The sequence below is a fragment of the Chryseobacterium sp. G0201 genome, assembly GCF_003815655.1.
Classification (GTDB): Bacteria; Bacteroidota; Bacteroidia; order Flavobacteriales; family Weeksellaceae; genus Chryseobacterium.
This window is the reverse complement of sequence record NZ_CP033917.1, coordinates 266,000-292,962: the sequence shown is the minus strand read 5'-3', so window position 1 is coordinate 292,962 and position 26,963 is coordinate 266,000. Positions and strand designations below refer to the sequence as shown.

The following is a 26,963-nucleotide window of genomic DNA, read 5'->3' as shown; positions in this document are numbered from 1 at the left end:
AAGTTCCTGATTCTTTTTGTTGTATGCTGTTTCTCGTTAATAAGTTGTCAAAATAAAAGAATGGAAGAAAAATATAATTGGTTGGGAACCGTCTCAGCGCCGCAGGAATACCCGATGGAAGTGTATAAAGGAGCTATTATCGCTGATGATTTCAGCTACGGTTTTGATGCCATTTGGGGAACTCAAAATACAGGTTGGGGAAATGAAGGCGGAACGATGAGTGTAGAAACCAGATTAATGGAAATCCCTCACAAATTAGAATTTACATGGTATTCTTTAGTTGAAAGAAAATTTTACACCGGAAAATGGGATTTAGATAAGGAAAAAATAAATGATCTGTTTAAAAAAGGTTTTATAGATCAGGATAATAATAAAAAAACGACCTACACCAATTTTATAGTGGGTTTGGCACCAAAAGGAAAAGTTGTCTTATGGATCAACGGACCGGGAAACCAGACTGAAGTTGGTTCTTTTCAGGCTCATGATACGATTATTACAAAGGAAAAAGCATACGAAAATGCAAAATATATGTTGAAAGAAGGTTTTGCAGACAGAATGTTGGATGATCCGTCTTATGAAACATTTAAACCTGAAATAAGAGCAAAAATAAAAGAACAAGGCTATCCAAATCCTGATGTTTATGAAGTTTACAGAGAGAAATTTAATTGGAAACCTTCGGTCATAGTTCCTGAAGGCGGAGAATGGATCGATTTCGGGTTTAATAATTATAACGGAGAACAGGAAAATCTTTTCGCAGAAAGTTTGCATAATGATACGTATCAAAAAAGAGCGGTTCCAAAATTCTGTGGTTTTTACTGGAGAGATAAAGGCAAAAACAGATACGCAGTCTGGATAGATTCTTTTGACGAAAAAGAAATTTTTGATCTCTTCCAAAAACTGGGAAAAGATGAAAAGATAGATTTGGTGATTAAAGTTAATCCTGATAATACCAAAGCATCTCTGTCATTAAAAACAGAAAAACAGGAGCTTCCCATTACCAAAGCAAAGATCAGATTATCTCGAAAAATAGAATAATTTATCCTTATTCATCAATTTTAAAATAAGAAAGATGCACAATAATAAATTTGGAGATTATACACCAACAGAAACCAAAGAGGAGGTCTTAGACATTACCCTCGGGATGTTTTTTGACGGAACCCTGAATAACAAAACCAATACCATCGAAAGAAGGGAAAAAACTGATGCATACAAGAAAAAAGGAGGAAATCCTACCGATAACAATAGTTACAATAACGATTGGAGTAATGTAGCACGTTTGTGGGATAATTACGATAAAAATTTTGGCATTTACATAGAAGGGATTGGTACGGAAGATAAAGAAAAAGACTCAATGTTGGGCTATGCCTTCGGAACTGGCTCTACCGGAATTCGCGGAAAGGTAAGAAAAGGCTGCGAAGAGATCGTGAAAAAAGTAAAAAATATTAAAAACGCCAAAAAAGCAGATAAGATTGCGGTACTTACTTTTGATGTTTTCGGTTTTAGTCGTGGTGCGGCGGCGGCTCGAAATTTCGTTCATGAAATAGGAAAATCAAAATATAAAGCAACCTCAAGAACCTATTCAAGCGAAGGAATGACTGTGACAGTTCTTTCCGACAGCGACGGCACTGGAGTAGAAGGTCAGGAACTTCCGAAATGGGGACATTTAGGACTGAAACTTCAGGAAGCAGGAATTGTTGTTGATGTTTTAAAAATCAGATTTTTAGGTATTTATGATACAGTTTCTTCTTATTCAAAAAACTTTTCTGCTACACCGAATTTTCACAATGATGTGGAAGAATTAAGCTTAAATGATATCGGAAGAGCACAAACCGTTATTCATTTTGTGGCAGAAAATGAGCACAGAGAAAATTTTGATCTTACCCATGTGCATGTAGGTACAGAAAGAACATTTCCCGGCGTACACTGTGATGTTGGCGGAGCTTATGAAGACGGAACGGAAACCTGGGAAGAAATTGAAACATCGTGGACAACCAGTGCAAAATTAAAAGCATTAAGAAATCAGCTCATAGCAGATGCCTGGTACAAAGAAGATCAGCTTAAAATTAACCCCGGCTTTTATTTGACATTATCTGGGTCGCGAGATTTGGTAAAAAGATACAGTTATGTTCCTTTGCATTTTATGGCGGAACATGGCGTTCAGAAAACGATTCCCCTAACTATCAAAAAATTGACTGACGAAAAATATTCTATTTCAGAAGATGCTTTGTTGGTAAGAGTAAAAGACCGTCTCAGATCTTACGCAATGGAAAACGGAAAACAATACACCTTCAAAAGATATAAAGATGTTGAAAATGCATACGGAGGAGCATCAATTCCGGAACAGAAATATGCAGATTATCAGAGAGAAATGAAGGAACAGGATGATTTAAGGATTCTTAGAAATAAATATCTGCACTGGTCGGCAAGAAGGGAAGGTATTGGAATGGATCCGACATCAGACAGAGTAAGAGTATTGCATTAATTTTTTATTAAATGAAAAAACACCTGATTGTAAGAGTCGCATTATTGTTAATAGGCTTTTTGTCGATATATATTTACGATAATTGGGATTCTTGGTTTAATCCTCAGCAGGTTAATATAGGAGGAAACAGCGGAATGTCAATTCCAATGGATCTTGTTTTAAATGTTTGCTGGATGGCAATATGGTGTCTTTTGCTTTTTATAGAATTAATAGTGAGCTTTTTTACATCCAGAAATAAAGAAAATAGAGTTACAAATATAATATTGATCGTGGTGGGCATCATTTTACTCGCTGTATATATTTTCAGTATTAAATAAATCTGAGAATAAAATATTTATTTGCAAATCATTTATATGCAGAAATTTAACAAACATATCGTCCAGAAAAACGAAACTTTAAAAAGTGTTGCTTCTCTGTACAACATATCCGAAGATGCTTTAAAGTCATTTCACAATAACAATTGTGGTGTTAAGGAGATGATTTTGATAGAATTTACAGGTCAAAAAGAACTTTTTCTTCCAAGAACTGCTGTTACCGACAAAAATCGATTGGTAAAGTTCGATCACGGAAACAGATTGATCTTTCAACCCGAAAATTCATTCTACAAATATGGTGTTATCATCAATATTGAAAACGGAAACAATAAAAATGAACTGAAATATGAAGCTACCGTACGTTGGTTAAGATCTGAAAAACAGTTACATTTTTTTGAAATAAACAGAATTTCGAATCTTTATTTAAATGAAGAAGAAGTAAATGAAATTGCAGATTTATTAGCCTATAAAACCTCAAAAGTTTTATATCCTTTACAGGTAAGTGTAGATCAGCAGGGGAAATTTAATGCTGTAGAAAACCTTTCAGTATTCAATGAAAGATGGAATGATGTTAAAAATGAATTATACAAAGAATTTGACGGTGAAACTGTTGACGAATATTGTCTTAAAATAGAAAAAACTTTAAGTGAAGGTGATTCCATAAGTTTACTTCTGAAAAATGATTATTTCCTGAGAACATTATTTCTCGGAGTGTATCAAAGTTTTGGTCAGAATTTTACTATCAATGGAAATGAAAGTTTCCCGATCGTGAATAATCCGGTCGAACCCAAATATCAGATTGAATTGGAGATCGACCCATTGAAAGATGAATATGATTTAATAAATATTGAAGGAAACGGAACATTAAATGAAGAAAGAAGTTCTTACGATTTTATCAACGGAGCGCCTTTTTCATTTATTGTAGAAGAAAATCCCGTGATGAATAAAGATGGATCTTTCAGGATTCAATATTATTTAAACGGAAAAACTTCTTTCCCGGAATCATTGTATTTAGAATGCGATATCATGCTGAGAGAGAGAAAAAAGATTTCGGTTGTTGTAGCAAGTATCGATGAGAATTAAAAAATATCACACAGATAAAAAGACTAAAAAATTATGGCAGAAAAACATATTGTAGTACAAGGTGCTATGTGCAAATGCCAATTTGGGCAAGTGCCTGATAAGTTAAAAGTGCTTTCGCACAAAAAAGAATATGCAAATGACAAAAGCGCTTCCAAAAAACTGATTGTCACCACAAAAGAAATAGGAGCCGCTACATTTGAGAAAAATACATTCGGAAACTGCCCCAAAATGGGAGTTCCGCCGCCGCCGTGCAAAATAATGGTCACCGAATGGCAAAAATTTTATGATAAAGTACAGCTCAGCAATGGCGGATTTATCATTTTAGAAGACAGTAAAGCCGTTTGCGCCATTGCAGGAACGCCATGCATTGAGATTATTGATCATGGGCAGAGAGCTGAAGCCAGTGAGCAAAATTTTAAAAACGCGGATCCGGATGTGCAGCAGCAGATTAATCCGTTGGTAGATTCAGAAAGTATGTATAAAGAACAGCCTACTTTCAAAGGTGGAAAAGATGGTGTAATATAAAGAAAAAACTGATGGCTAAAGGAGTAAAAAAAATCAAGATTATAAAGGGTAATTATTATCCGAAAATGTCTGTTGCAGGTCAGAGATTTACTATTATGCCCAATCAGGACGTGACTTTTCAGGTTGCAGAATGGTTGCCGGATACCACTGCCGAAGACAAAAAGAAGCCTGTAATCTGGACAAGACAGACCAACGACCGTAAAATTATTATCTATCAGGCTCCATCTACTAATGGGTATAAATTTTTTATTGATAAACAGTATTGCGGAAGCTATAATTATTATATCGAAGCTAGTCTTTCGGGTAAAAGAGATACTAAAAACAATGTTGGTTTATATGTAAAAGGTTGGTGCGAACCCAAAATTGTCACCAGCAAATGGACGACCCAAAGAGGAAGTAAAACCAGTATTAAAAATAAAGATAAAAACAAATATATTTCCTATGGGCACCTCGTTTATCTTAATCTTACAACAGAGGGACTCAACGGAAATAATCTCACGATAGAACTTTGGAACCAGCAGGCAGCCAAAAAAGATAAGGTAGTACATGTTTATACCGATGTTCAGGTAATTGACGGTGAGGTTAATTTAAAAATAGAAAATACTTATTCTTGGATGGCACATGTTGAGAACATCCAAAACGTAGAAGAGTTTTATATAAAAGTAAAAGACAATAGTTCAAAAAAGTACATTAAAGATAGTCTGGGTGATGAGCTTCATGCCATTTATCTGAATGTAAAAAATAAGGTCATTACTACCAATGCAAATGTCAGCAAAAATCAAACTCCAACAAAAGTATACAAACCGGATGTAAATGCCGAAAGGTATGAACCATGTAAATTTGAAGTTATAAAAATTTCAGAAACCGAGAAAAAAGATGGAAAAGCAGCCGTTACAACAGTTCCTGTATTTGAAAATGGTAAAGGACTAAGAAAAATAGCAGGACAAGCTCTTGAAGAAAAAATCTATAGAACGATTTATTATAAATTTGATTCTACGGTAATAGATAAAGACGGTGAAGCCGTCCTTAATAATGTACTGAAATTCCTTTTAGAACATAAAGATTCTACGATCAATCTAAGTGGTTACGCATGTGTTATCGGAAAAGAAAATTACAACAAAGGTCTCTCGCAAAGAAGATCAGATATTGTGAAAAAATTCTTTGCAGATGGTGGCTTGGATCCTAGAAGAATAATCTCAGTCGGAAAAGGAGAAATAGATCCTACTGATGATAAATTGGGCAGAGATAATATTAAATATAAAAATGAAAGGGATTATGAGAGCAATAGGAGAGTTGATATTTCCTTTACATTCAATGCGCATGATGCCCATACGGTTATTTATGAAGTAATAGCACCCAGTAAACCTACTGCTTGGGATAAGATCGTGGTGCCTGTAAAAAAAGAATTAACCATAGATATTACTGGTTATGATACAAAAGCTTGTTTTAGAGGAAAAAATAAGCATAAAAAGCAAAGTTACATTGTAGATGTAGGGCAGGCAATAGATAGCGGTGATACAAAAAAAACATTTGATACCCCTTCTTTCAGTTACCCTATATATTCGGATTTAACGAGGTTTACTATTAACCCGATAAAGTATATTTGGCCATCGGCAACTAATCCGAACCAGTTTCATTTGCATGTTCACAGCTGTAGATTTTTCAGTAATGAAAAAAGAACGACTATCCTAATTAACGCTTATCCGGACATCAGATGGGAACTGGCATTTGAGTTTTTAATAAATGTCTCCAATTATAAAGCAGCCAATATGCCACCTGGTAACATATATGCCAAGCATCAGGAAAAATCAAGAGAAGCAGGGTATAAGCGATGGAGGATGAATGAAACGGGGAAAGTTCCGATCTCAATAGGAGTCGGATTAGCAGCGGAATGGAACAACGGTGTTACCAAAAGATCTTTTACCAATGAATTTTCAGATAGAATTCAGCTGGCAGCCAGTTTTATTGCCCGTGTTATAGGAATTTTGCAGGATGTCATTAATTTTGCTCAGAGTACGGCTAAAACTACAGGAATACCAGTAGGTTTTGATATCAGATATCCAAAATTGACCTTTGTAGGAAAATGGTATTTGGAAAGACAGGGAACTTCCAAAGTATTAGGAACTACAGGAGAAATTAATGTAGGCTTAAAACCTATTATTGGTGCAGAAGTAGTCATAGATATCCTCGGTTGTGCAATCACGGCATTGTCGTATGGATTAACCGGAAACCCTGCAGCAGCTAAATTAATTGATAAATTCAGAAAAGGAATTGAAAAAATTGGTGGCGCTGTTACATTCACAGGAACTTTTTATGGTGAGCTGGAGATCGAAATGGAAGCGCTTAAAATTATAGGTGGCAAAGTAAGTCTTGACGGAAAAACCACTATCGGCGGTAAAATGGGCGTAAAAATTGTACTGGCCATTGAAGTTGGAGGTAAGTTTAATTCAAATAAACAAAAGAAAATAATTGACTTTAGAGCTGAAGCCAGATTGGAAGGTGAAGCATTCTTTGGCGGAGATTTTATTATCAATTCTGATGATAAAGGATTGTATTATCAACCTGTTATAAAATTTTCAGGAGTGATTATTACAGGAACGGTAGAAGGTGAAGTTGGCTGGTGGAAAAGCAGTTTTAAAATGGAAGAAAAGGCTTTGGATAAATCAGAATATTATTTTGAAAAACATTATATTTAAATATAACAATGGATAAAATACAGAATCCGTACTATCATTTAAACGTTAATTCATTCTGCGCAACAGAAGTTTACGTAAATGATGTACTTGTAGATGAATGGACAGGAGAAAAAACGGGCGGAAACGAAAGAAATATGGTAATGGCACCCATTAATCATGTTCTTTTGCAAAGTGGTAAATATAAAGTGGTGGGCAAAATGGCACCCAAACATGGAGAGCAGTTGTTAACCGAAGAAAATTCATATCTTGGTATTGATCTTTTTGTTGCTGATGCCGATAATATTAAGGAAACGCGGGTTTCATTTGGCCCTAAAATAGAATCACCATGGAATGGTCTGAGTTCAAATATCAGATATCCTCATTTTGAAATCGCAACAGAGATCGAGGTAGAACTTCCTTTTGTATTGGATGGATGGCAGAATTCTGTTAACTTAAAAGATATTCCCGAAAAAGAACTTTTTAATGAAGTTTATACTTATTATTGGAAGATAAAAGAAGTGTTAGAACAGCATGATTTTAATAAATATTTGGAAATGTCGGCTGAAAAGAGAAATCTTCAGGAGCAGGCATTCTATTTTAGTGAAGACCGGAAAAAAGATTTTTTAGAAGGCGGTGTACAGCTGTTTTCTCAAAAATTGCCAGTTGAAGAATTGAGTCGTGAAAATGTAAAGATGGAAATTATGGGCGATGGAAAATTAGTACGATTAATGAGAAAAGATGGTTCTCAGGCATTACAGTTTAAGAGTCCTGATCTTGAGGAACAAAGTAACGTAGAATTGGAAGTGAAATTACACATGAGATCCAGACAAAACGGATTAACTATTATTTAGCAGCATGACTTTTTTTGGATTCTTTGTCGTTTTAATCAATATAATTTCTGTATTTATCGGATATAGAATTTATAAAAAATTACGCAGCAAATCACCCGATAAAAAGGAAGGAGGCATCATAGAAAAAGGATTTGTTCTTTTCTTTGTCTGTCTTTTAATGATTTGTATCAATACAATGACTTTTGTGTCGTCATACACTTTTATCTGGGAGAAAACATACAGAGCTTATGTGGAATTAAAATATGAAGCAACAGTAATCGGTTACAAAAAAGAACTTGTGAAAACGCAAAGTTTCAAAGGATCTTCTTATTACGATCGTCCGGTATTTTTCCCAAAGGTTAAATATATTAATGAGAACGGAAAGGAAATCATAAAAACATTAGACTATACCACCAATAAACCTTTAGAAATGGGTGAAAAGGTTAAAATTTCAGATTCAGATTCTCAGACAAGTGCCAATGCCTTAGAAATCAATTGGCTTATGCTCTTTTTCACCTGCATATTCACGGCTTTGGCAGGATTTTTTGCCTGTTTGCTATTCACCTATATTTCAAATCACGATTTGAAAAAAAGAATTCGGTTGTCGATGTGGTGCGGGGTAGGAATTTTGATATTTAATGGTTTATGCACTTTATTACTGTACTTTAAAAATTGATAAAATAGATTAATACAAATATTATGAAAGCAAAACATTACGGATTATTAATTTTAATAGCATTAGTAAACCTTTGCTGTGAAAGTAAATCCTTTGATTTAACATCGGTTTCTTTAGGAGAAGATGCTAAAAAATACGATTTTGAAAACAAAAATATTTTCCTAAAGGATGAAACTCCTGAAAAAAGTGTGATCCAGTATTATGCCGATGAAAATAAAAATATAACCTATGGCAATATCGCCTTAGATCAAAATTTGGGAACCAGAATTACGGTTTATAAAAATAAGGTTGCTGCCATACAAACCCATGCAGATCCCAAATATTCCTTGCAGTTTGTTGATAAAATTTTAAAAGGAAACGGAAAACCTACAACCCAAATTATCGATAAAGCACATGTAGATGCAAAGGCTTCTAAGCAGATATTTACAAATCTTAAAAATCAATTTCCAAATGATGTTGTCTGGATCAAAAACGAGCCGGATACATTTCAATATCCAACGTCTTTCTTTTGGGACAAAGACAATTCTTATTATATATTGAGTATTTCTATAGAATCTGATGGCACTATTAAAAATCAGTACTTGTCTGTTACAAAAGAAGCTTACAGAAATAATGTAGTTTTTGGACTGAAATATCCTGCTCCAAAAGAATCTCCATGGTATAATTACATGAAATAAAACCTAAGTAAGTCTGATTTTCTAAACATAATAACCAAATTTTTTAAAAATGAAAAACCTATTGATTATTTTCAGTTGTTTAATGGCTTTAAGCTGCAGCTCACAAAAAAATGAAGACCCAAAACTTATTGGTAAATGGGACGGAATGCTTAGAGACTCAGAAACAGCAGATACAATGGGAAAGATTGTTTTGGAATTTAAAGCTGACGGGAAATTTATTCAGTATGTTGGCGAAGGCAAAATGCAAAACACCTTGGAATCAACTTATACAGTCAAAGATCATAAAATAATCGCCGTCGACAAAGCAACCAATGAAAAAGATGAAACGGATTACGTAATTAAAAGCGACACTTTAACAATCACGTATCAAGGTATAGAAAATAAATACGTCAAACGTAAGTAATTAATATAAAAGAAGAAAACTAAAGTTAAAAAGACTTCCCTTATCAAAGAGAAGTCTTTTTTTTGTCATTGCGAGGAGAGTAAGCGACGAAGCAATCTCAACCTCAATTTTTACCATCTACTTTGTCATTCCGTAGGAATCTAAACTTAGCTATTAAATTATTGCTGAGTTTCTTCACAAGTGACAAAAATGGATTTAAATTTTTCTAAATTCTTACTGTACCACAAATTTCAATGCCGTATTATCCAGTTTTAAAATATAAATTCCCTGCTCCATATGTTTAATTTTAAGAGAATTTCTACTGTTTTTAAAAGGTTGATAAATTGTCTGCATCACTTTTCCCTGTAAATTATAGATCTCAGCTTTTGTAATATTTTGAGTCTCACCTTTTACAAAAATCTCCTGATTAGAAACCGGATTCGGATAGATTTGCAAATCATTAATCTCAGATTTTTTCAAAGAAGAAACACCTTGTTTTGCCGTTTCAGAATAGCAAGTCCAATTTAAATTATCAATCGCAACTCTGTCACTTGATGAATTATTTTCTAAACTCACAACCACGTTTCCTGAAACATTAATATTACTGATTGTTGTTGTAACAGCTGTCGTACTGTAAGGGACAGTTCCCACTGTTGCACCATTTACCAGAACATTGAAAGTTCCGCTACTTCCTGTAAATTTCAATTGAGTGGTTACCGTTAAAGAACCAATTCCATTAGCAGAAGAGCTTGATTTTAACGAACCGTCTCTTACCGTAATCGCTTTTGTAGAAATTGTTTGGTCTGTTCTGGAGTCTGTTGCTGTCCAAGTAATTCCTCCGTTCGTCCAGGTTCTTGTGGAGTAAGAAGATGCACTGCTTGCCGGAATGGTTTCAAAAGTTTCATTCACACAATTTGTTGATGGAGTAGTAGTTCCCGCATTGGTTGTTCCCGAAACTGTTGAGTTGTTTGATGAAGAATTTCCTGCCGCATCTTTTGCTACAACATAAAAATTGTAAGTCGTAGAAGGAGTTAATCCTGAAACTGTTGTTGAGGTTGAACTTACCGTAGTTTTCAGACTTCCGTTCATATACACATTGTATGAAGCAACTCCAACATTATCTGTTGAAGCATTCCAGGAAAGTGAAATACTGTTTGATGTTTTTGATGGAATAGTTAAGCCTGTAACAGTTGTCGGAGCCTGCGTATCCGTCGAAGGTTGCTGAGAACCCCAGATCTGATTCACATAACTTGGATTATCAATAAACGGATTTCTATTTCCCTGATAACTATAAGAAGCATTATTTCTGTTGATCTCCGCCTGAGAAACCGGGTCTTGATTATGCCAAGCCAATAAAACGTTCAGTTCCCAAGTCTGCAATCCAGGAAAAGTAGTACTTCCTAACATATTTCCTGAAGAAAAAGTTGAAAGTTTACTTTGATAACGAGTCACAAAATAGAAGATCATTCTAGCAACATCACCTTTAAACTCATCGATTGGCTCAAAAACCGTCCCTGCATATCCTGAAGAAACTGAATTTCCAAGTTTTGAACCGTTTTTAGAAGTAAAAGTTGCTGTTCCTACTTTCCCAAAAGGATAATTACTTCTCATTCCGTTCACTTTTCCATCCGTAGCTCTGATGAAGTTGATATCAGAAACCATTGGCGAAGCTTCATTAAACAAGCTTTGCGGAACAATATGCTCACGATTATAGCAGTTTCCTTCAACTGAGTAAGTACCACACTGATTGGTTCCCGGAGTGTATTTATAAGGATCTGTGGTTGTTGGCTTTTCAGAGTAAATATCTAAAATAGAACCATCATTTTCGTAGTTTTTGTCGATGTCGGTTGTTTTGTAGCCTGTCCAAAGTCCGCTGTAACCTTTATCTTGATGACCATTTGTGATGATCGAGCTCAAGGCGGTTTTCAAAGATGCTCCGGTTAATCCATTAGCCGAATTGTAATATCCTGCAGGAGCCTGAGCAGTAATATATCCAGAGAATACAAGAAATAAGATGATTTTTTTCATATTAATATAATTTGGTTAGTAAGATTACCACATTTTTATGAATAAAAAATTACGTTACTGTTAATTTTAATAGGCATTGCATTTTACTTTTCAATGATACTTTAAACTTGTAAAGAAATGGTGCTGACATTTTGATTATGAGAAACAAAAAAGCCAACACAAAAAATTTGCATTGACTTTAAATATATTTGATTGATTTAAATCTTGATTATTTTCTCTGAGGAGGATAATTTTTCATAATCTCAGCCATGATCTCAGGAATCTGTCTTTGTTTCGCTTTCGGAGAATCAACAGAAATTCCGCTTCCGATACCTTGCCAAACCAATTTTTGAGATTTTGCATCTACAAGATCAACAATGATCGCACCTTCATTATAATTGCTCGTCCAAGTTCTGCTCATTCCGACACCCCATCCGAAAGGTCCGCCCCAACCGTACATTCCGTAAGGAGAAGTATTGTTGATATCTGTAACTTTTTTATGGTTTGCTTTTACATTAACGATCAGATCAGGATTTTCGCCCGATTGAAGACCTTTTGTCTGTAGTTGCTTAGACAACTCGTTCAACACTCTGTCTTTATCAATATCATTCAGTTTCAAATCATCAATTCTTATTTTATAAGTCTTGTAAGAAGTGAAATTGGCAGTTTCGGCGTAGTCTGAACGCACTTGAAAAGGACTACAAGACGTTAAACTCAAAGTAGCCGCAGCTAACAAAATAAAAATATATTTTTTCATTTTATTTATTTTTTTTATCGTTTTTAATGAATGTATCGGTCTTTTTATCGTATCCGTAAGGACAATGTCTACAGCCACTTTTACAGCAATGTCCTCTTTTCAGATGAAATTTCTCCGTAAAAACCTTGTACCCCTGCTCGTTGTAGTAAAAGTCTTCACCTTCTTTGATGTCAAAAAGTGCCATAAGTTAAATCTCTAAGTCAAAAAACTTTATATTTGTTATTATGATAATTGTGTGCCAAAAGCCATTAAAAAAACTTAAAATTAATGGCATCGCTCTTTTTCCCTTTATCTTCGTAAGGAAACCCGAAGATAAGGAAAATAAAATACTTATCAATCACGAAAAAATCCATCTCAGACAACAGCTGGAAATGCTCATTGTTTTCTTCTACATTTTCTACGTCATCGAATATTATTACTGGGTTTTTAAGCTAAAAGACAGTTATCAAGCCTACAAAAGAATCTCTTTCGAAAGAGAAGCTTACACCAATGAATCTGATTTAAATTATCTCAAAAAAAGAAAATTCTGGAGCTTTAGGAAATATCTTTAATAGTTATAGATTATAAGTTAGGAGTTATAAGTTTTTGAAAATTGCGAGAATATTTGAAATAAAAACATCCTTAATCATCTGTGCAAATCTGTGAAATCTGTGGGAGAAAAAACAACATTACTTTTGTCATTCCGTAGGAATCTAAACAATGCTTTTTAATTACAAGTATAGATCGAGACTCCACTTCGTTCCGCTGGATGACAAACTTTATGGAAAATAAAACTTTCTTTGCTGAGTGTAGTCGAAGATTCGTCAAACGTATTTGCAAAATTAAAAAGTATTATTTTTGTTAAATTAAACCTTGCGAACCTAGCGTTAAAAAATATGCTATTACAACTCCCTACAGAAAAAATCCCCATTCAGGAAATCTCCATCAACAAAAACATAAAACTTTTAATTAAAAGAGAAGACCTTGTTCATCCTCAAATTTCAGGAAATAAATATTGGAAGCTTTTTTATAATATCAATAATTATTTAAATCAAAATCCTGAAAAACCTTATATCATAACCTTTGGCGGAGCATTTTCAAACCATATCTCTGCTGTTTCTGCTGTCGGAAATTTGGCAGGAATTCCAACATTGGGAATTATTAGAGGAGAAGAATTAAAAGATAAATGGCGAGATAATCCCACATTAGTTTTCGCAAAAAGAAACGGTATGAATTTAAAATTCATCACCCGAGAAGAATACCGAAACAAAGAAAAATTATCAGAATTTTTACAGCAGGAATTTCCCAATGCGTTGATCGTTCCGGAAGGTGGAACCAATGAGGATGCTGTACAGGGCGTAAAAATGATGCTCAATAACGAAACAAAAGATTTTGATTATCTTTGCACCGCAGTTGGAACAGGAGGTACAATTGCAGGGATTTCAAAATTTTGTGAAGAGAATCAGAAAGTTATAGGATTTAAGGTAGTTGACGATGCTTCTTTAGAAAATAAAATCTTTGAATTAACTTTAAAAAGTAATTTTGATCTAATAGATTCAAGTTTTGGAGGTTATGGTAAAATAAAAGATGAAAACATCCGTTTTATCAATGATTTCAAGGAGAAATACGGGATTCCGTTAGAGCCGATATATACAGGAAAGATGATGCAGAAGGTTTTTCAACTGATTGATGAAGAATATTTTCCTGAGAACAGCAAGATTTTGTGCTTCCACACAGGTGGATTACAAGGAATTGAAGGAGCAAATTTGCTCTTAGAAAAACAGAATAGACATTTAATTATATAAAGTAAAATTGAAAAACATGAAAAGACTTTTCTTACTAATAAGCCTTTTAGTTTTATCAAAATTCTCGGCTCAGACTTGGGCTACTGAAGACCAATACATCCAAAAATTCGCTCAATATGCAGTAGAAGAGATGGAAAAGTATAAAATTCCTGCTTCTATCACGCTTGCTCAAGGACTTCTTGAGACTGGCGGCGGACAGAGCAGATTGGCTCAGGAAGGTAAAAATCACTTCGGAATAAAATGTAAAGAAGACTGGACAGGGAAAACCATGAAACATACCGACGATGCTCCTAATGAGTGTTTTCGTGTGTATGAAGACCCAAGACAATCTTACGAAGATCACTCCATATTTTTATCAACAAGAAAATATTATACAGGTCTTTTCAATTTAGATATGAAAGATTATAAAGCGTGGGCTCATGGTCTGAAAAAGGCTGGTTATGCAACAAATCCACGTTATGCTTCCATCCTAATCGGTAAAATTGAAAGATATAAACTCTATGAATTTGATAATACAAGTTCTAAAGAAGTTTTATATGCGGTTCTTAGAATGTATCCTGATTTAAAGGATGACAGAGCTTTCATGGCAAGATTAGAGCCTTCAAAATTTGTCAAGAAAGATAAAGATCCTGTTACAGTAAATGTTCCTTACAAGCAAACTTCTTTCGCTCAACAGCAAAAAAGAGTGGAAAGAATTAAAACAAAAGCAGAAATCCTTAATTCAATTTTAATTAAAAGTCATCCAAATGACGGCTTAAAATATATCATTATTCCTGAAGATACGAATGTTCAGTTCATTGCAAATAAATTCAAAGTAAGCGAAAGTAAACTAATAAAATGGAATGAATTGGAAAGCGATGTTTTAAAGAAAGACGAAATTGTTTTCCTTGAATCTAAAAACTCAGATGGAAATACGGCAACTTACAAAGCTCTTGCAGGAGAAGATATGCACGATATTGCTCAAAAATTCGGCATTAAATTACACAAATTGTACGTAAAAAACAGAATGGATGAAGGTCAACAGCCATCTGCAGGACAGTTAATTTATCTGATTGACAAAAAACCTAGAAACTAATACTCAACCCAAACCATGAAAATAGTAAATGTAAATTTTAAATATCTATGGGTATTTTTAGTTTTCATATCGTGTACCCTTTTTTCGCAAGAACAAAAATATATTCCCTTCAGAAAAGGAAATTTATGGGGATTATGCGATGCTAACAAATTTATTGCCGTACAGCCGCAATATTACAGCATAAGTTGGTATGATGAATCTGTCAGGGGTTTTCATGCTGAACAAAACGGTAAGTTTGGAATAATTGACAGCAATGCCACGATCATAATGCCTTTTATTTCTGATAAGCCGATCACTATAAATGGTGAAAATTATCTAGTTTTCGATGGGTTTGACTATTATAATTATTCCATAAAGACAAAGATGAGGCTTGACAAATACATTGAGCCTGAAAGATATCCTATTAGAGATCGTGGATGGGGAACAGGTATCACTACTAATATAGGAGAGCCAAAAGAGATTAAATTAACTTGGGATGATCTTGATGATGAAGATTTAGAAATGATTAAGCCTTACGAAGATGAAAATGCTTATCAAATCAATTTTAAAGCTAATTTCCTGGAAATTGTTTCTAAAGATTCGCATATTGGAATTTATATTCCCAAGACCAAAAGAATGCATAAAAGTACATCTGAAATTGCTTATGTCGGATGGCAATTCTATAACGGAAAACCTTACATTCTTACAACAAATTCATCTAATTTATTTGGATTAGCTGATGAGAATTCTAATCAGGTTTATCCAATTAAATATGCATCAATAGGTTTAATTGATGGTTCAGGATTAGTTGTTCTTTCTGAGCCCGATCAAAACAATCCAAATAATTTAATATATCAAACAATTTTCCCAAACAATAAAATCTTGGAAGGTCAATTTTTTCCAGAAGGAAATGTCTGGAGAAACGGACATACCTTTAGATTATATTATAAAATGGTAAATGGTTTGAGAAACTATGCAGGAGAAGATGGGACCCCTTATTTCGAAGGGTAAATTATAAAGAAAAAATAGAAAATGAAGTATCAAAGAAGTTCAGCTTTATTCGATGAAGCTTACAAATACATTCCCGGAGGAGTAAATTCTCCAGTACGCGCATTCAAATCTGTGGGCGGCGTTCCTGTTTTTATGAAATCAGCAAAAGGCGCTTACCTTACAGATGCTGATGATAACACTTACATCGATTACATCAATTCTTGGGGTCCCGCAATTTTGGGTCACACCCATCCAGAAGTGTTGGAGGCATTAAAAATTCAGGCGGAGAAAGGCTTTTCTTTCGGAGCTCCGACAGAATTGGAAACTGAGATCGCAAAATTTATAGTAGACAATGTTCCGAATATCGATCAGATCAGAATGGTTTCTTCAGGAACAGAAGCTTGTATGAGTGCTGTGAGATTGGCAAGAGGTTTTACGGGAAGAGATAAAATTGTGAAATTTGAAGGTTGTTATCATGGTCATTCAGATTCATTTTTGATCAAAGCGGGAAGTGGTGCAGCTACTTTTGGAAACCCAAACTCACCTGGAGTAACGGCAGGAACTGCAAAAGATACTTTGTTGGCAAGATATAATGATTTTGAGCAGGTTAAGGATCTTTTCCGTCATAATGAAGGTGAAATTGCAGCCGTAATTATCGAGCCTGTTGCCGGAAATATGGGTTGTGTTCTTCCTGAAAATGATTTTCTTCAAAATTTAAGAAAGATCTGTGACGAAAACGGAGCTTTATTGATTTTTGATGAGGTAATGACTGGTTTCAGATTGGCTTTCGGAGGTGCTCAGGAATTATATAATGTAAAAGCTGACTTAGTAACTTACGGAAAAGTAATCGGAGGAGGACTTCCGGTGGGTGCTTTTGCAGGTAGAAACGAAATTATGGATCATCTGGCTCCAAAAGGAGGAGTTTACCAAGCGGGAACTTTAAGTGGAAATCCTTTGGCAATGAGAGCGGGTTTAAAAACGCTTCAATTGATCAAAAATGATGAAACTTTCTTCAATAATCTTAATAGAACAACAGAAACCTTAGATTTTGAAATTGGAAAAATTTTAAATGAAAAAGGAATTGCTCATAAGATCAACCGAAAAGGTTCGATGATGTCTGTCTTCTTCCATATCAATAGAGTTTCTAATTTTGATGAAGCACAGGAAGCAAATCACTCATTATTTAATAATTTTTTCCATCAAATGCTGACAAACGGAATATATCTTCCGCCAAGTGGATATGAGACATATTTCATCAGTGATGCAATCAAAGATAAAGAAATTGATATGACATTAGAAGCTGTCAGAAAATTTGAATATTCTTAAAGCTAAAATGATAAATTATACAAAGGATGAGGTTTAAACTTCGTCCTTTTTTATTTTCATCTAAACGCAAATTCTACGAATTTTTTACACAAATAAAACACAATCATCCGTGTAAATATATGAGAATGAAAAACAGAATCTTTGTCATCATGGAAAAATCTAAATCTAAATATTAAAAACACTGTCTAGATTCCTACGGAATGACAAACTGAATGTAAATTATTGCTTTTAGAAGATTTCAATAAATCATACAAACAATGTAATAAACCATACACATCCGTCAACTCTGTTCTTTTTAAATTTGTAATAAATAGATTGGAAATGAACACTTCAAACATATCTCGCAAAGATTTTCTTAAAAATTCAGCATTGGCAATGGCCGGATTAACATTAGCACCCAATATCATGATGGCAAACTCAATTTTTGATAAAGCAAATATTTCTGCAAAAGGAAAATTAAGCTTAAAAAATGTTCGCCTTGAAACTGGTTTCGAATATGAAGAAGGTGAAGTGATTTCAACTAAAACCGACCTGTTTTATATCGAAATTGAAAACGGAAAAATTTCAAAAATAGCTCCAAACCAACCGAATGCAAAAGCTTTTGACGCCAAAGGATTTTTAATGTTACCTGCATTTAAAGATATGCACATTCATTTGGATAAAACTTTTTATGGAGACAAATGGCAAGCAGTCCGAAAAAGAACGGGCGGAGTAAAAGGCATGATCGCCTTAGAACAAAAAATGCTTCCTGAAATGTTGAAAAACTCAACGTTCAAGGCTGAGAAAATGATTGAATTGTTACAGTCAAAAGGAACATCTTTCGCAAGAAGTCATGTGAATATTGAACCGACTTCAAAATTAGATTCATTAAAAAATCTGCAGAAAGCTTTAGATAATAAAAAGAAAACTTTTGGAGCAGAATTGGTGGCTTTTCCGCAACATGGAGTTTTTTACACAGACTCAGTTCCTTATTTGAAAGAGGCGGCGAAAATGGATATCGATTTTATTGGTGGAGTAGACCCTTTTACGATTGACGGAGCGATTGAAAAAACAATTGATTTTACGGTTCAACTCGCTTTAGACAATAAAAAAGGAATCGATATTCACTTGCATGAAAGTGGAGAATCTGGTTTGAAAACTGTTGAATATCTAATTGATAAAGTGAATGAAAATCCTGCATTAAAAGGAAAAACATATCTAAGTCATTGCTTCGTTTTAGGAAAATTAGAAAAGCCAAAACAGGAAGAGATTGCAGAAAAATTGGCCAATGCAAAAATCGGAATTGTCTCTACGATTCCTTTTGGAAGCTTAATTATGCCGATTCCGATTTTGTATAAATATAATGTTGAGGTTTTGACTGGAAACGACAGTATCGTCGATCATTGGAATACTTTCGGAACGGGAAGTGTATTGCAGAAAGCCAATTTAATGGCACAATTATACGGTCAGTCCACAGAGTTTTTATTGTCGAGAAGTTTAAAGCTCGCTACAGCCAATATTCTTCCTTTGGATGATAAAGGAACACAGCAATGGCCAAAAACAGGAGATCATGCAGATTTGGTTTTCTTAAATGCAAGCTGTTCAGCAGAGGCAGTTTCAAGAATTTCAAACGTAGAATCTTTGATCCATCAGGGAAATATTGTGTTTTAATTTTTAAAAGTATTTCAGAACCGGAAGCCTTGACAAGATTTATTAAAGTATATTATTTTAGACTATTAAAATTAGAATAATAGTTAAAAATCTTATCTTGCGTGTAGATCAGAGATTACTTTTATTATATTTAAAAAAATACACACAATGAGCCGTCAATCAGATTATTTTCCCATTTTAGGAATTCAGGAATTTGCAGAAAAACAATCACAAGGCTGTAATTTGCTTTTCAATGAACTTAACGGGAAACGTTCGATTGATGAACCTCATAAGCACGATTTTTTCATCATTAATTTATTTGGACGAGGCATAGGAAATCATAGTATTGATTTTGTTGAATATCAGGTTGAGGATCATCAGATCCACTTGGTTTTTCCGGATCAGGTTCATCAATGGACGATCGAAGAGGAAACTGTAGGGTATCAATTGATGATCAGTAGAGAATGGTTTGAAAGTTTTTTGCCGGCCCTTAGATTTTCGGCTTCTTATTATCAGCAACACCCTGCATTTACAGTTTCGGAGGAGATCTATCAATTGCTTTTGCATGAATTTCAGGCTATTCAGCAAGAACTTAATGAAGAAAATGTTTTTTGGGAACTTATTCAAAAACGAAGTGAATTGATTGGTTTACTGGTAAGTAAATCTGTGGAAGGAGCTTTCAAAGATTTTGAGGTTTACAATTCAAACCCAATTATTTCTAAATTTTTACATTTAATTGATATTCATTTTAAAACGGAACGCTCAGTTTCTTTTTATGCTGAAAAACTGAATATTTCTGCTAATTATTTAAATATTGTCTGCAAAAAAAATCTCAACGCTTCGGCATCCTCTCTTATTCAGGACAGAATTTTACTGGAATCAAAACGTTTATTAAAAGTCTCTGAAATGTCTGTTAAAGACATCGTTTATGATCTCGGGTTTTATGATCACGCCAGCTTTTCAAAATTTTTTAAGGCTCAAACCGGAATGACTCCGTCGCAGTTCAAAGAGCAATAATCCATACAAGAGAATACATAATTGATACATCTGTCTAAAATTTGACGGATGTAATTTTGTATTACTAAACTTGGGATCATGCAATTACAAAATCAACCTTTGGCTAAAGGATATTATACTTTAAAGAATGTCCGTTTGGAAACGGGTTTCGAATATGATAATGAAGAAATTATCAAAACAAAAACAGATCTATTCTGTGTTGAAATTGGAGAAGGAAAAATAAAATCAATTAAACCAAACAATGCAAATTCTGATGCTGTTGATGCAAAAGGAAAACTAATGCTCCCTGCATTCAGAGATATGCATGTTCATTTAGATAAAACTTGGTACGGACTGCCATGGCAAACACTTTCCCCGAAAAAGAAAACGGTGAAAGATATGATTGCTTATGAACAGAAAATCATTCCGGAACTGTTGAAAACTTCGGTAGAAAGGGCAGAACAATTGATTGATTTGCTACAAAGTTATGGTACCAATTATGTGAGAACGCATTTTAATATTGATCCGACTTCGGGTTTGAAATCGTTAGAAAATTTGGAAAAAGCTTTAGAAAATAAAAAAGCTTCTTTCAATGCAGAATTGGTCGCTTTTCCTCAACATGGTTTATATTATACGGATTCTGTTCCTTTGATGAAAGAAGTGGCAAAATTACCGCATGTAGGTTTTATTGGAGGACTTGATCCTTTAAGCATTGACGGAAGTATTGAAAAGGTCTTGGATTTTACGGTTCAATTAGCCTTAGACAATAATAAAGGAATTGATATTCATTTGCACGAAGTAGGAGATTCCGGGATGAAAACGATTAATTATTTAATTGATAAAGCGATTGAAAATCCTAAACTTCAAGGGAAAACTTTTGTAAGTCATGCTTTTGCTTTAGCACATTTAAACCAAAAAGAAACAGAACAAATTGCAGAAAGATTGGCTTCTGCAAAGGTGGGAATTGCTTCATCCGTTCCATTCACCGGAAAAGTAATGCCGATTCCTACATTGAAAAAATATGGAGTTGAAGTTTTGATAGGAAACGATAACGTTCAGGATTACTGGAGTACTTTCGGATCTGGAAATATGCTTCAAAAGGCTAATTTAATTGCCGAATTATATGGATATGCTACGGAATTTCAACTTTCAAGAACATTGCAGTTTGCCACACAAAATATTCTTCCGTTAGATGAAAAAGGAAATCAGCAATGGCCAAAATCGGGAGATGATGCGAATGTTGTTTTAGTTGATGCGAGTTGTTCTGCAGAAGCTGTTTCAAGAATGTCTGCTGTTGAAGCTTTAATGAATAAAGGTAATTTATTTTGGAAGAATTAAAATTACTGTAAAATCTAATATATTTTTTAATACTTGTTTTTATAATGAAACACCCTCAGAAATTGAGGGTGTTTTTTATATATTATTTTTATATTTAAATCTAAAGAGAAGACCAGCCTGTTGCCCAGGTCGGCGTTAAAATTCCGTTTCCGGCACCTGTTGCGTCTGATTTTTCCACAAAAGTAGTGTCTACGATAGGGACAGTTGCTCCGGCAGTAGATTTTAGAGAAACTTTTGTGGTAGTCGTGTTAAATAAAGCTCTGGTGATTTTTTTATGACCGTTAAAATTGGTTACAGAAGCATCACTTTCAATATTTATACCTGTTGTCCAGTTTGAAACGACTAAATTATCAAGGACTGCATAAGTTCCAAGTTTTAATTTTATAGCATCAGCTTCTCCTGTAGTACCTCCAATGAAAGTAACATTTTTAATGGTTGGATTAGATCTTGGCGTTGCATCCTGATTGGAAGCGTTGTTGCTGCCTTTAATTCCTGTATTTCCGGTTCCGTTGGCTCTTCTTTTTGTGTAAATTCCGGTTGCGGTTCCGTTCCAGCCATCCGTCCATTCAAAAGCGTCGTCTTCATTACCTAAAGAAACGATGTTAGAGAGATTTACTGTTCCTCCATAAATTTGAATACCGTCATCTGAACCATTTACGGCAGCGATATTATTTACTACGGTTCCGTTACCAACACCGAATAAAGACAGTCCGTTAAATTCTGTAGTCCCTGTAAAAACGGCTCCCGCATATTCTATTCTTACATATGATAAAGACCCTGAATTATCAGTGGTTACGCTACCTCCATATGTTACATTTCCTAGTTCAGATGTTGCTGTAGTTCCTGTATTGATAGGTGCTTTACCACAAATAACGATTCCGCCCCAACTTCCCGGAGTAGTAGTACTTGAGGTGAATAATACTGGAGATCCTGAAGTTCCGTTTGCAAAAAGCTGACCGCCCTGTTCAACGGTAATGTAACAAGAAGCTCCGCTGATGGCAACAATTCTCGTTCCGGCAGGAATAACAAGTTTTCCACCATCTTTAATAATGACAGAGCCTGTTAATTTATAAACCTTAGTTGGATCTAATGTTACAGTTTGCCCGTTCGGAACCTCACCTTTAAAATTATTAGTATCGACAGCAATTCCCACAGGAGTAATTGTTGGAGTTTCATCATCATCTTTACTGCACGAATATATCGTAAATGTAGTACTGATGAACAACGCTGCGGCAATTAATTTTAAGTGATTCCTTTTCATATATTTTTAGATTTAGTACTGATCTTTTATTCAATTATAATCTTTATTATTCTTAAATTTTTTCGAAGATGCGAGTTTTTAAAATTGTAAAGATTTAATTCTCAAATATAAGAATAAGCAATTAAAAAACTCGAAATTATAACATTTCAATTTATTTTCCGAATCGAAATTTAAAGTTGTTTATAATTTATTGTAATTTAAAAGTTTAATAGAATTTCATTAATAAAAAAATACCCTTGGGAAAAATATTTTCCCAAGGGTATTTGAATTTGATATGAAGAAACTAATTACTCAGTTTTTAGTTCATAGAATCAGCTACATCGAAGCTAGATAAACCAGTCCAACCTTTTGCCCATTCTGGCAAAGCAGTTCCGCTTCCAGCACCTAATGCAGAAGCATTTTCTGTAAAGATTCCAGTAATATCCACAGCTGTACCAGCCGTGTTTTTAGCTTTAGATTTAGTTGTAACGTTTACAAATCTTACATTTTTAACATAAGAACTACCTTGAAACCAAGCTAAAGTTCTGTCTGTTTCAAGATCTAAACCTGTAGTGTAGTTTGCTAAAACGATGTTGTCAAACTGACCATTAGAACCAGCTCTGATTTTCAATCCTTGAGATTCTGCACCAGAAGTATTTCCTAAGAAAGTTGCGTTAGTAATTGTTGGGTTAGAAGCACCGTTTCCGAAAGTTGTGTTAGGGTTTGTATCCTGAGTATCAGCTTCAATACCTCTGTTTCCTGGTTCAGCAGCAGTCTGATATTGTTTTTTTCTAGCAACATATAAGAAGCTAGCACTTCCTTTGTAACCTTCTGTCCAGTCGAAACCGTCATCTCCAACTCCTGTTACTACAAGGTGATCTACATTCGGGCTACCACCGAAACATTCAACACCGTCATCAGCACCGTCTGTTACATATACATAAGATATTGTAGTTCCGCTACCAACTCCGAATAAAGAAAGTCCGTTGAATTCTTTTTCAGGGTTATATTTGAAACCACTGTCTTTGATTACTACATATTTAATAACACCAGAGTTATCGTTGTTGTCTGTACCTCCATATGTCATATCACCTAATTCTGAAGTAGACGTTCCCGCAGCACTTCTGTTTGTTGGAGCATTACCTAAAAGTACAATGCCTCCCCAGTGACCTTGCTTGTGTGAAGTTCCTTCAAATAAAACAGGGCTAGAAGCCGTACCGTTGATGTAAAGTTTACCACCTCTGTCTACGATAAGATAGTTTGCACCTTCAGCTACAGTGATTCTTGTACCTGCAGGGATGATAAGGCTTGCACCGCTTTCTACTAAAACTTTTCCAGTGATCGTATATACTTTTGTTGGGTCTAAAGTTACACTAGTTCCTGCAGCAATTTTTCCTTGAAAGTTACTTGGGTCTACAGCAGATGCTGTATCATCTGTATCGTCATCAGAAGTACTACAAGAGATTGCGGTTGATGAAAATGCCGCAGCTAATGATAAGAAAAGAGCAGCTTTAAAAAATGTCTTTTTCATAACTATTATTAGATTTATATTATATTAAAATTTATATGATAAGCTTAATCCAACCTGGCGACCCATTGTGTAGTCTTTGTTGATTAGTGTTTGAGTTTTGTTTTCCTGTTCTATTTTACTGTGAGGATTTAATAGGTTTTTAGCAGAAATACCAATTCCTATTTTGTCTAATGTAAAGTTTAGGTTAAGATCCAATAGATCTCTTGCAGCTTCATAAAAGTTTCCGATTTCCGTAGTTCCTACAGAATAAAGGTTTTTTCCGATGTGAGAATAAACTATTACAAAGTCTAAGCTGTTTAAGTTATTACTCCATTTGTAGTTATAACCTAAGTTTACGTTGGCAATGAAATCTGCAGCTCCCTGAAGGTCAGCTTTAGGATTCGTAAACACAACTCTTTTACCGTGGTTTTCTTTTGCAATTTGATCCTCAGATTTAAATTTCTGCTCAGAATGCATATACGTTCCGTTGATGAAAGTATAGATTTTAGAATTACTCCAAGAATAAATATCTTTTCTTACTTCTACCTCCGCTCCTACGATATATCCGTAGTCTGAAAGATTAAAATAAGTCATATCACTTGGTGCAGAACTTGCGTACGTAGTTCTTGCAATCGGGTTCTTAATATACTTTCCAAATGCTGCTACTGAAATAAGCTCACCTGATTTAGGAAATAATTCCCATTTCAAATCTGCATTATAGTTATCAGATGGAGAAAGATCCTGGTTACCGTAAACGTTCGTAGTTACATCATAATATGCAATTGGAGAAAGCTCTTTAGCTTGAGGAAGCGTGTATGTTTTAGAAACAGATAATCTTAAGTTTTGTTTGTCGCTAACGCTATACTTTGCATTCAAAGCTGGTAAGAATTTGTTGTATTGCTTATTCTTTTTACCGTTTTGTAAAACAGAATCAAACCATTTCAACTGCATATCGATGTAATCGAAACGCCCGCCAACCTGTACGATAAATTTATCACTAAGGTTAACATCTACATTTGCAAATCCAGACTGAATATTCTGTTTTACATTAAAATAGAAAGGTTGGAATAACTTCGAACTTGGCTGGAATGTCTGATAAGAGAATAAACCGTTATTTCCTGCATTAATAAATCCGTCAATATTATTAGGATCTACCTGAGGCGAAAGACTGAAGTTCATACCAATCGTTGTATTGTCGAATTTTCTGTCCTTGTATTGCCCGTCGTATCCTGCAGTAATTTTAAATTTGTTTAAAGTTTTAGAAAGGTAAGCATGACCTAAAACTGTATTGTCTTTTAACTCATCAAAATATCTGTGGTTATTGATCGCACTCCCCGTGATAAGCTGCATTGTTGAAGCATCAATCGTATTCTGCAAACGATCCGGTCTTTTGCTGTTTAGCATATTATAACCAACTGCCCAGTCTGCATTCCAAGTATCACCAAGTTTATGAGTACCGAATAATTGGTTGATCCAAGTACTTGTAATTTTGTTATCTCCTCTGTTGATGATCACATTTTTGTCGACATCATAAGAATATCCTGTGAATATTTTAGCTGTCTGATCAGAAGAGTGGATGAAATTTGAAGTGAAATTAATTTTATTATTAGAATTGAATTTATATCCTAAATTAATTAACGCTGTTGTGTTTGTCTTATATTTAGAACGTTCAACATCAAATTTTTTGTTTGGAGTGTTATCTGCAAAGTAGAATCCTTCCTGTCCTTTACTGTATTCATAAGAATTTTCAAATCCTGCATACGCAAAGAATGAGAGTTTTCCGAAGCTTGCACCTCCTTCAATATTTAGATCTGTATTGAATGGGTTGTCTGCATTTTTAAAGTTCCATTTTGATGTGAATGGATAAGCCTGATAAGGATTTCCTTTATTGAATTTAGTTTCTTTGAATCCGAAGAATCCAGGAGCTCCATCTTGTAACTTGAAATTATTGTTATCAAAAGTCTGAAGATTGATGCTGCTTCCTAAACCTATCTTAAAATAAGGTTTTCCTGTAAATTCCTTAGAAACAATACTTATAGTTGCTCCACCAAAATCTCCAAGCATTTTTGGATTATAGATTTTATCTAATGAAATGTACTCAATCATTGAAGTTTTGAAAATCGAAAGATCAATGTTTCTGTTTTCCGGATCATCCGACGGGATCAGCAATCCGTTCAATGTAGTACTATTATACCTGTCACCAAGACCTCTTACAAAGATCTGTCCGCTTCCTTCCTGTTTTATTGTTCCGGTAGCTTTCGTTACAGCCGTTGCAGCATCTCCTACACCTTGCTTAGCAAGCTGTACAGAACCTACACGTTCTATAACTTCAACAGACTTTTTTTGGAAATTAATAAGGTTCGCTTCCGTTCCTTTCTTAGTAGATCCTTTGATTACAACTCCTTCAATCTTTTTTTCGTTCTTGATGGAATCTTTTTTCGTGTCTTGTGCGTATATTACAGCTCCTGACGTTGTCAAAAACAAAACTGCGATACTCAGTTTTCTAAAATTCATTTCTTTTACTATATTCTTTCGGTGCAAAGGAATAAAACATTCGTGGTGAAAATGGTTTAGCGAAATTTAAATTTTCCTTAACTAAACATTAACAAAATGCCATTATTGTTAACTTTATGTGAACGATAGTTTATTTATTAATCTATGCTTTAAAAATTGTTAACTTTGACTCAG

24 protein-coding genes are annotated in these 26,963 nt (G+C 34.4%); 18 read left to right on the top strand and 6 right to left on the bottom strand.

Features of this window, described 5'->3' with window-relative positions; genetic code table 11:
- Positions 1-60 precede the first annotated feature (60 nt).
- From EG348_RS01235 to EG348_RS01190, 10 genes are read left to right on the top strand one after another with little or no spacing between them, the layout of a single operon-like run.
- Positions 61-1,035, top strand: a complete 975-nt coding sequence (locus EG348_RS01235) for a DUF2931 family protein (protein WP_262696695.1) — start codon at positions 61-63, stop codon at positions 1,033-1,035.
- A 34-nt stretch (positions 1,036-1,069) separates the two neighbouring features.
- Positions 1,070-2,482 (top strand): T6SS phospholipase effector Tle1-like catalytic domain-containing protein, encoded by a 1,413-nt coding sequence (locus tag EG348_RS01230; protein ID WP_123979934.1) that lies wholly within the window; start codon positions 1,070-1,072, stop codon positions 2,480-2,482.
- Positions 2,483-2,493: 11 nt separating this feature from the next.
- On the top strand, positions 2,494-2,799 hold the full coding sequence (locus EG348_RS01225) for a hypothetical protein (RefSeq protein WP_123979932.1): 306 nt from the start codon (positions 2,494-2,496) through the stop codon (positions 2,797-2,799).
- Positions 2,800-2,835: 36 nt separating this feature from the next.
- Complete coding sequence (locus EG348_RS01220) at positions 2,836-3,879, top strand: hypothetical protein (protein ID WP_123979930.1); 1,044 nt, start codon at positions 2,836-2,838, stop codon at positions 3,877-3,879.
- A 33-nt stretch (positions 3,880-3,912) separates the two neighbouring features.
- Positions 3,913-4,404, top strand: coding sequence for a DUF4280 domain-containing protein (locus EG348_RS01215; RefSeq protein ID WP_123979928.1), 492 nt, complete (start codon positions 3,913-3,915; stop codon positions 4,402-4,404).
- Positions 4,405-4,415: 11 nt separating this feature from the next.
- The gene (locus EG348_RS01210) at positions 4,416-7,100 is read left to right on the top strand and encodes an OmpA family protein (RefSeq protein WP_123979925.1); all 2,685 of its coding nucleotides are present in this window, start codon (positions 4,416-4,418) and stop codon (positions 7,098-7,100) included.
- An 8-nt stretch (positions 7,101-7,108) separates the two neighbouring features.
- Positions 7,109-7,930 carry a hypothetical protein gene (locus EG348_RS01205; protein ID WP_123979923.1) on the top strand — a complete coding sequence of 274 codons (822 nt, stop codon included), beginning with the start codon at positions 7,109-7,111 and terminating at the stop codon, positions 7,928-7,930.
- Between the two features lie 4 nt (positions 7,931-7,934).
- Positions 7,935-8,585 carry a hypothetical protein gene (locus EG348_RS01200; RefSeq protein ID WP_123979921.1) on the top strand — a complete coding sequence of 217 codons (651 nt, stop codon included), beginning with the start codon at positions 7,935-7,937 and terminating at the stop codon, positions 8,583-8,585.
- Between the two features lie 23 nt (positions 8,586-8,608).
- Positions 8,609-9,262 carry a hypothetical protein gene (locus EG348_RS01195; RefSeq protein ID WP_123979919.1) on the top strand — a complete coding sequence of 218 codons (654 nt, stop codon included), beginning with the start codon at positions 8,609-8,611 and terminating at the stop codon, positions 9,260-9,262.
- A 49-nt stretch (positions 9,263-9,311) separates the two neighbouring features.
- A complete protein-coding gene (locus EG348_RS01190) occupies positions 9,312-9,665 on the top strand; it encodes a hypothetical protein (RefSeq protein ID WP_123979917.1) in 354 nt (117 codons plus the stop codon).
- A gap of 213 nt (positions 9,666-9,878) precedes the next feature.
- Here EG348_RS01190 and EG348_RS01185 read toward each other — a convergent pair whose 3' ends face one another.
- The 3 genes from EG348_RS01185 to EG348_RS01175 form a co-directional block, all read right to left on the bottom strand.
- Positions 9,879-11,672, bottom strand: a complete 1,794-nt coding sequence (locus EG348_RS01185; protein ID WP_123979915.1) for an endonuclease — start codon at positions 11,670-11,672, stop codon at positions 9,879-9,881.
- 208 nt (positions 11,673-11,880) lie between these two features.
- On the bottom strand, positions 11,881-12,408 hold the full coding sequence (locus tag EG348_RS01180; RefSeq protein ID WP_123979913.1) for a DUF4136 domain-containing protein: 528 nt from the start codon (positions 12,406-12,408) through the stop codon (positions 11,881-11,883).
- Position 12,409: 1 nt separating this feature from the next.
- A complete protein-coding gene (locus tag EG348_RS01175; RefSeq protein WP_029294953.1) occupies positions 12,410-12,592 on the bottom strand; it encodes a DUF5522 domain-containing protein in 183 nt (60 codons plus the stop codon).
- A 40-nt stretch (positions 12,593-12,632) separates the two neighbouring features.
- Between EG348_RS01175 and EG348_RS01170 the strand changes: the two genes are divergently transcribed.
- From EG348_RS01170 to EG348_RS01135, 8 genes are all read left to right on the top strand, one after another.
- Positions 12,633-12,959, top strand: a complete 327-nt coding sequence (locus tag EG348_RS01170) for a hypothetical protein (protein WP_123979911.1) — start codon at positions 12,633-12,635, stop codon at positions 12,957-12,959.
- A gap of 324 nt (positions 12,960-13,283) precedes the next feature.
- Positions 13,284-14,192, top strand: a complete 909-nt coding sequence (locus EG348_RS01165) for a 1-aminocyclopropane-1-carboxylate deaminase/D-cysteine desulfhydrase (RefSeq protein WP_123979909.1) — start codon at positions 13,284-13,286, stop codon at positions 14,190-14,192.
- A gap of 16 nt (positions 14,193-14,208) precedes the next feature.
- Entirely contained in the window at positions 14,209-15,267 is a 1,059-nt protein-coding gene (locus tag EG348_RS01160) for a glucosaminidase domain-containing protein (protein WP_123979907.1), read from the top strand.
- A 15-nt stretch (positions 15,268-15,282) separates the two neighbouring features.
- Entirely contained in the window at positions 15,283-16,257 is a 975-nt protein-coding gene (locus EG348_RS01155; RefSeq protein WP_123979905.1) for a hypothetical protein, read from the top strand.
- 21 nt (positions 16,258-16,278) lie between these two features.
- On the top strand, positions 16,279-17,562 hold the full coding sequence (gene hemL / locus EG348_RS01150; RefSeq protein WP_123979903.1) for a glutamate-1-semialdehyde 2,1-aminomutase: 1,284 nt from the start codon (positions 16,279-16,281) through the stop codon (positions 17,560-17,562).
- A 321-nt stretch (positions 17,563-17,883) separates the two neighbouring features.
- Complete coding sequence (locus EG348_RS01145; protein ID WP_123979901.1) at positions 17,884-19,212, top strand: amidohydrolase; 1,329 nt, start codon at positions 17,884-17,886, stop codon at positions 19,210-19,212.
- Positions 19,213-19,359: 147 nt separating this feature from the next.
- Complete coding sequence (locus EG348_RS01140) at positions 19,360-20,208, top strand: helix-turn-helix domain-containing protein (RefSeq protein ID WP_123979898.1); 849 nt, start codon at positions 19,360-19,362, stop codon at positions 20,206-20,208.
- 78 nt (positions 20,209-20,286) lie between these two features.
- Positions 20,287-21,525 (top strand): amidohydrolase, encoded by a 1,239-nt coding sequence (locus EG348_RS01135; protein ID WP_123979896.1) that lies wholly within the window; start codon positions 20,287-20,289, stop codon positions 21,523-21,525.
- Positions 21,526-21,625: 100 nt separating this feature from the next.
- On the opposite strand, the gene EG348_RS01130 is transcribed toward EG348_RS01135, so the two are convergent.
- The 3 genes from EG348_RS01130 to EG348_RS01120 all read right to left on the bottom strand — a co-directional run bounded on the left by EG348_RS01130 (position 21,626) and on the right by EG348_RS01120 (position 26,789).
- On the bottom strand, positions 21,626-22,786 hold the full coding sequence (locus EG348_RS01130) for a hypothetical protein (protein WP_123979894.1): 1,161 nt from the start codon (positions 22,784-22,786) through the stop codon (positions 21,626-21,628).
- A 298-nt stretch (positions 22,787-23,084) separates the two neighbouring features.
- Positions 23,085-24,296 (bottom strand): hypothetical protein, encoded by a 1,212-nt coding sequence (locus EG348_RS01125; protein ID WP_123979892.1) that lies wholly within the window; start codon positions 24,294-24,296, stop codon positions 23,085-23,087.
- A gap of 24 nt (positions 24,297-24,320) precedes the next feature.
- On the bottom strand, positions 24,321-26,789 hold the full coding sequence (locus tag EG348_RS01120; protein WP_123979890.1) for a TonB-dependent receptor domain-containing protein: 2,469 nt from the start codon (positions 26,787-26,789) through the stop codon (positions 24,321-24,323).
- Between the last annotated feature and the right edge of the window lie 174 nt (positions 26,790-26,963).

Excerpts from the sequence above, each read along its gene's own strand:
- hemL (WP_123979903.1), top strand. The coding sequence starts at position 16,279 with ATGAAGTATCAAAGAAGTTCAGCTTTATTCGATGAAGCTTACAAATAC.
- EG348_RS01145 (WP_123979901.1), top strand. The coding sequence starts at position 17,884 with ATGAACACTTCAAACATATCTCGCAAAGATTTTCTTAAAAATTCAGCA.
- EG348_RS01235 (WP_262696695.1), top strand. The coding sequence starts at position 61 with ATGGAAGAAAAATATAATTGGTTGGGAACCGTCTCAGCGCCGCAGGAA.
- EG348_RS01155 (WP_123979905.1), top strand. The coding sequence starts at position 15,283 with ATGAAAATAGTAAATGTAAATTTTAAATATCTATGGGTATTTTTAGTT.
- EG348_RS01215 (WP_123979928.1), top strand. The coding sequence starts at position 3,913 with ATGGCAGAAAAACATATTGTAGTACAAGGTGCTATGTGCAAATGCCAA.
- EG348_RS01175 (WP_029294953.1), bottom strand. The coding sequence starts at position 12,592 with ATGGCACTTTTTGACATCAAAGAAGGTGAAGACTTTTACTACAACGAG.
- EG348_RS01225 (WP_123979932.1), top strand. The coding sequence starts at position 2,494 with ATGAAAAAACACCTGATTGTAAGAGTCGCATTATTGTTAATAGGCTTT.
- EG348_RS01125 (WP_123979892.1), bottom strand. The coding sequence starts at position 24,296 with ATGAAAAAGACATTTTTTAAAGCTGCTCTTTTCTTATCATTAGCTGCG.
- EG348_RS01190 (WP_123979917.1), top strand. The coding sequence starts at position 9,312 with ATGAAAAACCTATTGATTATTTTCAGTTGTTTAATGGCTTTAAGCTGC.
- EG348_RS01140 (WP_123979898.1), top strand. The coding sequence starts at position 19,360 with ATGAGCCGTCAATCAGATTATTTTCCCATTTTAGGAATTCAGGAATTT.
- EG348_RS01160 (WP_123979907.1), top strand. The coding sequence starts at position 14,209 with ATGAAAAGACTTTTCTTACTAATAAGCCTTTTAGTTTTATCAAAATTC.
- EG348_RS01170 (WP_123979911.1), top strand. The coding sequence starts at position 12,633 with ATGATAATTGTGTGCCAAAAGCCATTAAAAAAACTTAAAATTAATGGC.
- EG348_RS01220 (WP_123979930.1), top strand. The coding sequence starts at position 2,836 with ATGCAGAAATTTAACAAACATATCGTCCAGAAAAACGAAACTTTAAAA.
- EG348_RS01180 (WP_123979913.1), bottom strand. The coding sequence starts at position 12,408 with ATGAAAAAATATATTTTTATTTTGTTAGCTGCGGCTACTTTGAGTTTA.
- EG348_RS01210 (WP_123979925.1), top strand. The coding sequence starts at position 4,416 with ATGGCTAAAGGAGTAAAAAAAATCAAGATTATAAAGGGTAATTATTAT.
- EG348_RS01120 (WP_123979890.1), bottom strand. The coding sequence starts at position 26,789 with ATGAATTTTAGAAAACTGAGTATCGCAGTTTTGTTTTTGACAACGTCA.
- EG348_RS01230 (WP_123979934.1), top strand. The coding sequence starts at position 1,070 with ATGCACAATAATAAATTTGGAGATTATACACCAACAGAAACCAAAGAG.
- EG348_RS01185 (WP_123979915.1), bottom strand. The coding sequence starts at position 11,672 with ATGAAAAAAATCATCTTATTTCTTGTATTCTCTGGATATATTACTGCT.
- EG348_RS01200 (WP_123979921.1), top strand. The coding sequence starts at position 7,935 with ATGACTTTTTTTGGATTCTTTGTCGTTTTAATCAATATAATTTCTGTA.
- EG348_RS01205 (WP_123979923.1), top strand. The coding sequence starts at position 7,109 with ATGGATAAAATACAGAATCCGTACTATCATTTAAACGTTAATTCATTC.
- EG348_RS01135 (WP_123979896.1), top strand. The coding sequence starts at position 20,287 with ATGCAATTACAAAATCAACCTTTGGCTAAAGGATATTATACTTTAAAG.
- EG348_RS01195 (WP_123979919.1), top strand. The coding sequence starts at position 8,609 with ATGAAAGCAAAACATTACGGATTATTAATTTTAATAGCATTAGTAAAC.
- EG348_RS01130 (WP_123979894.1), bottom strand. The coding sequence starts at position 22,786 with ATGAAAAGGAATCACTTAAAATTAATTGCCGCAGCGTTGTTCATCAGT.
- EG348_RS01165 (WP_123979909.1), top strand. The coding sequence starts at position 13,284 with ATGCTATTACAACTCCCTACAGAAAAAATCCCCATTCAGGAAATCTCC.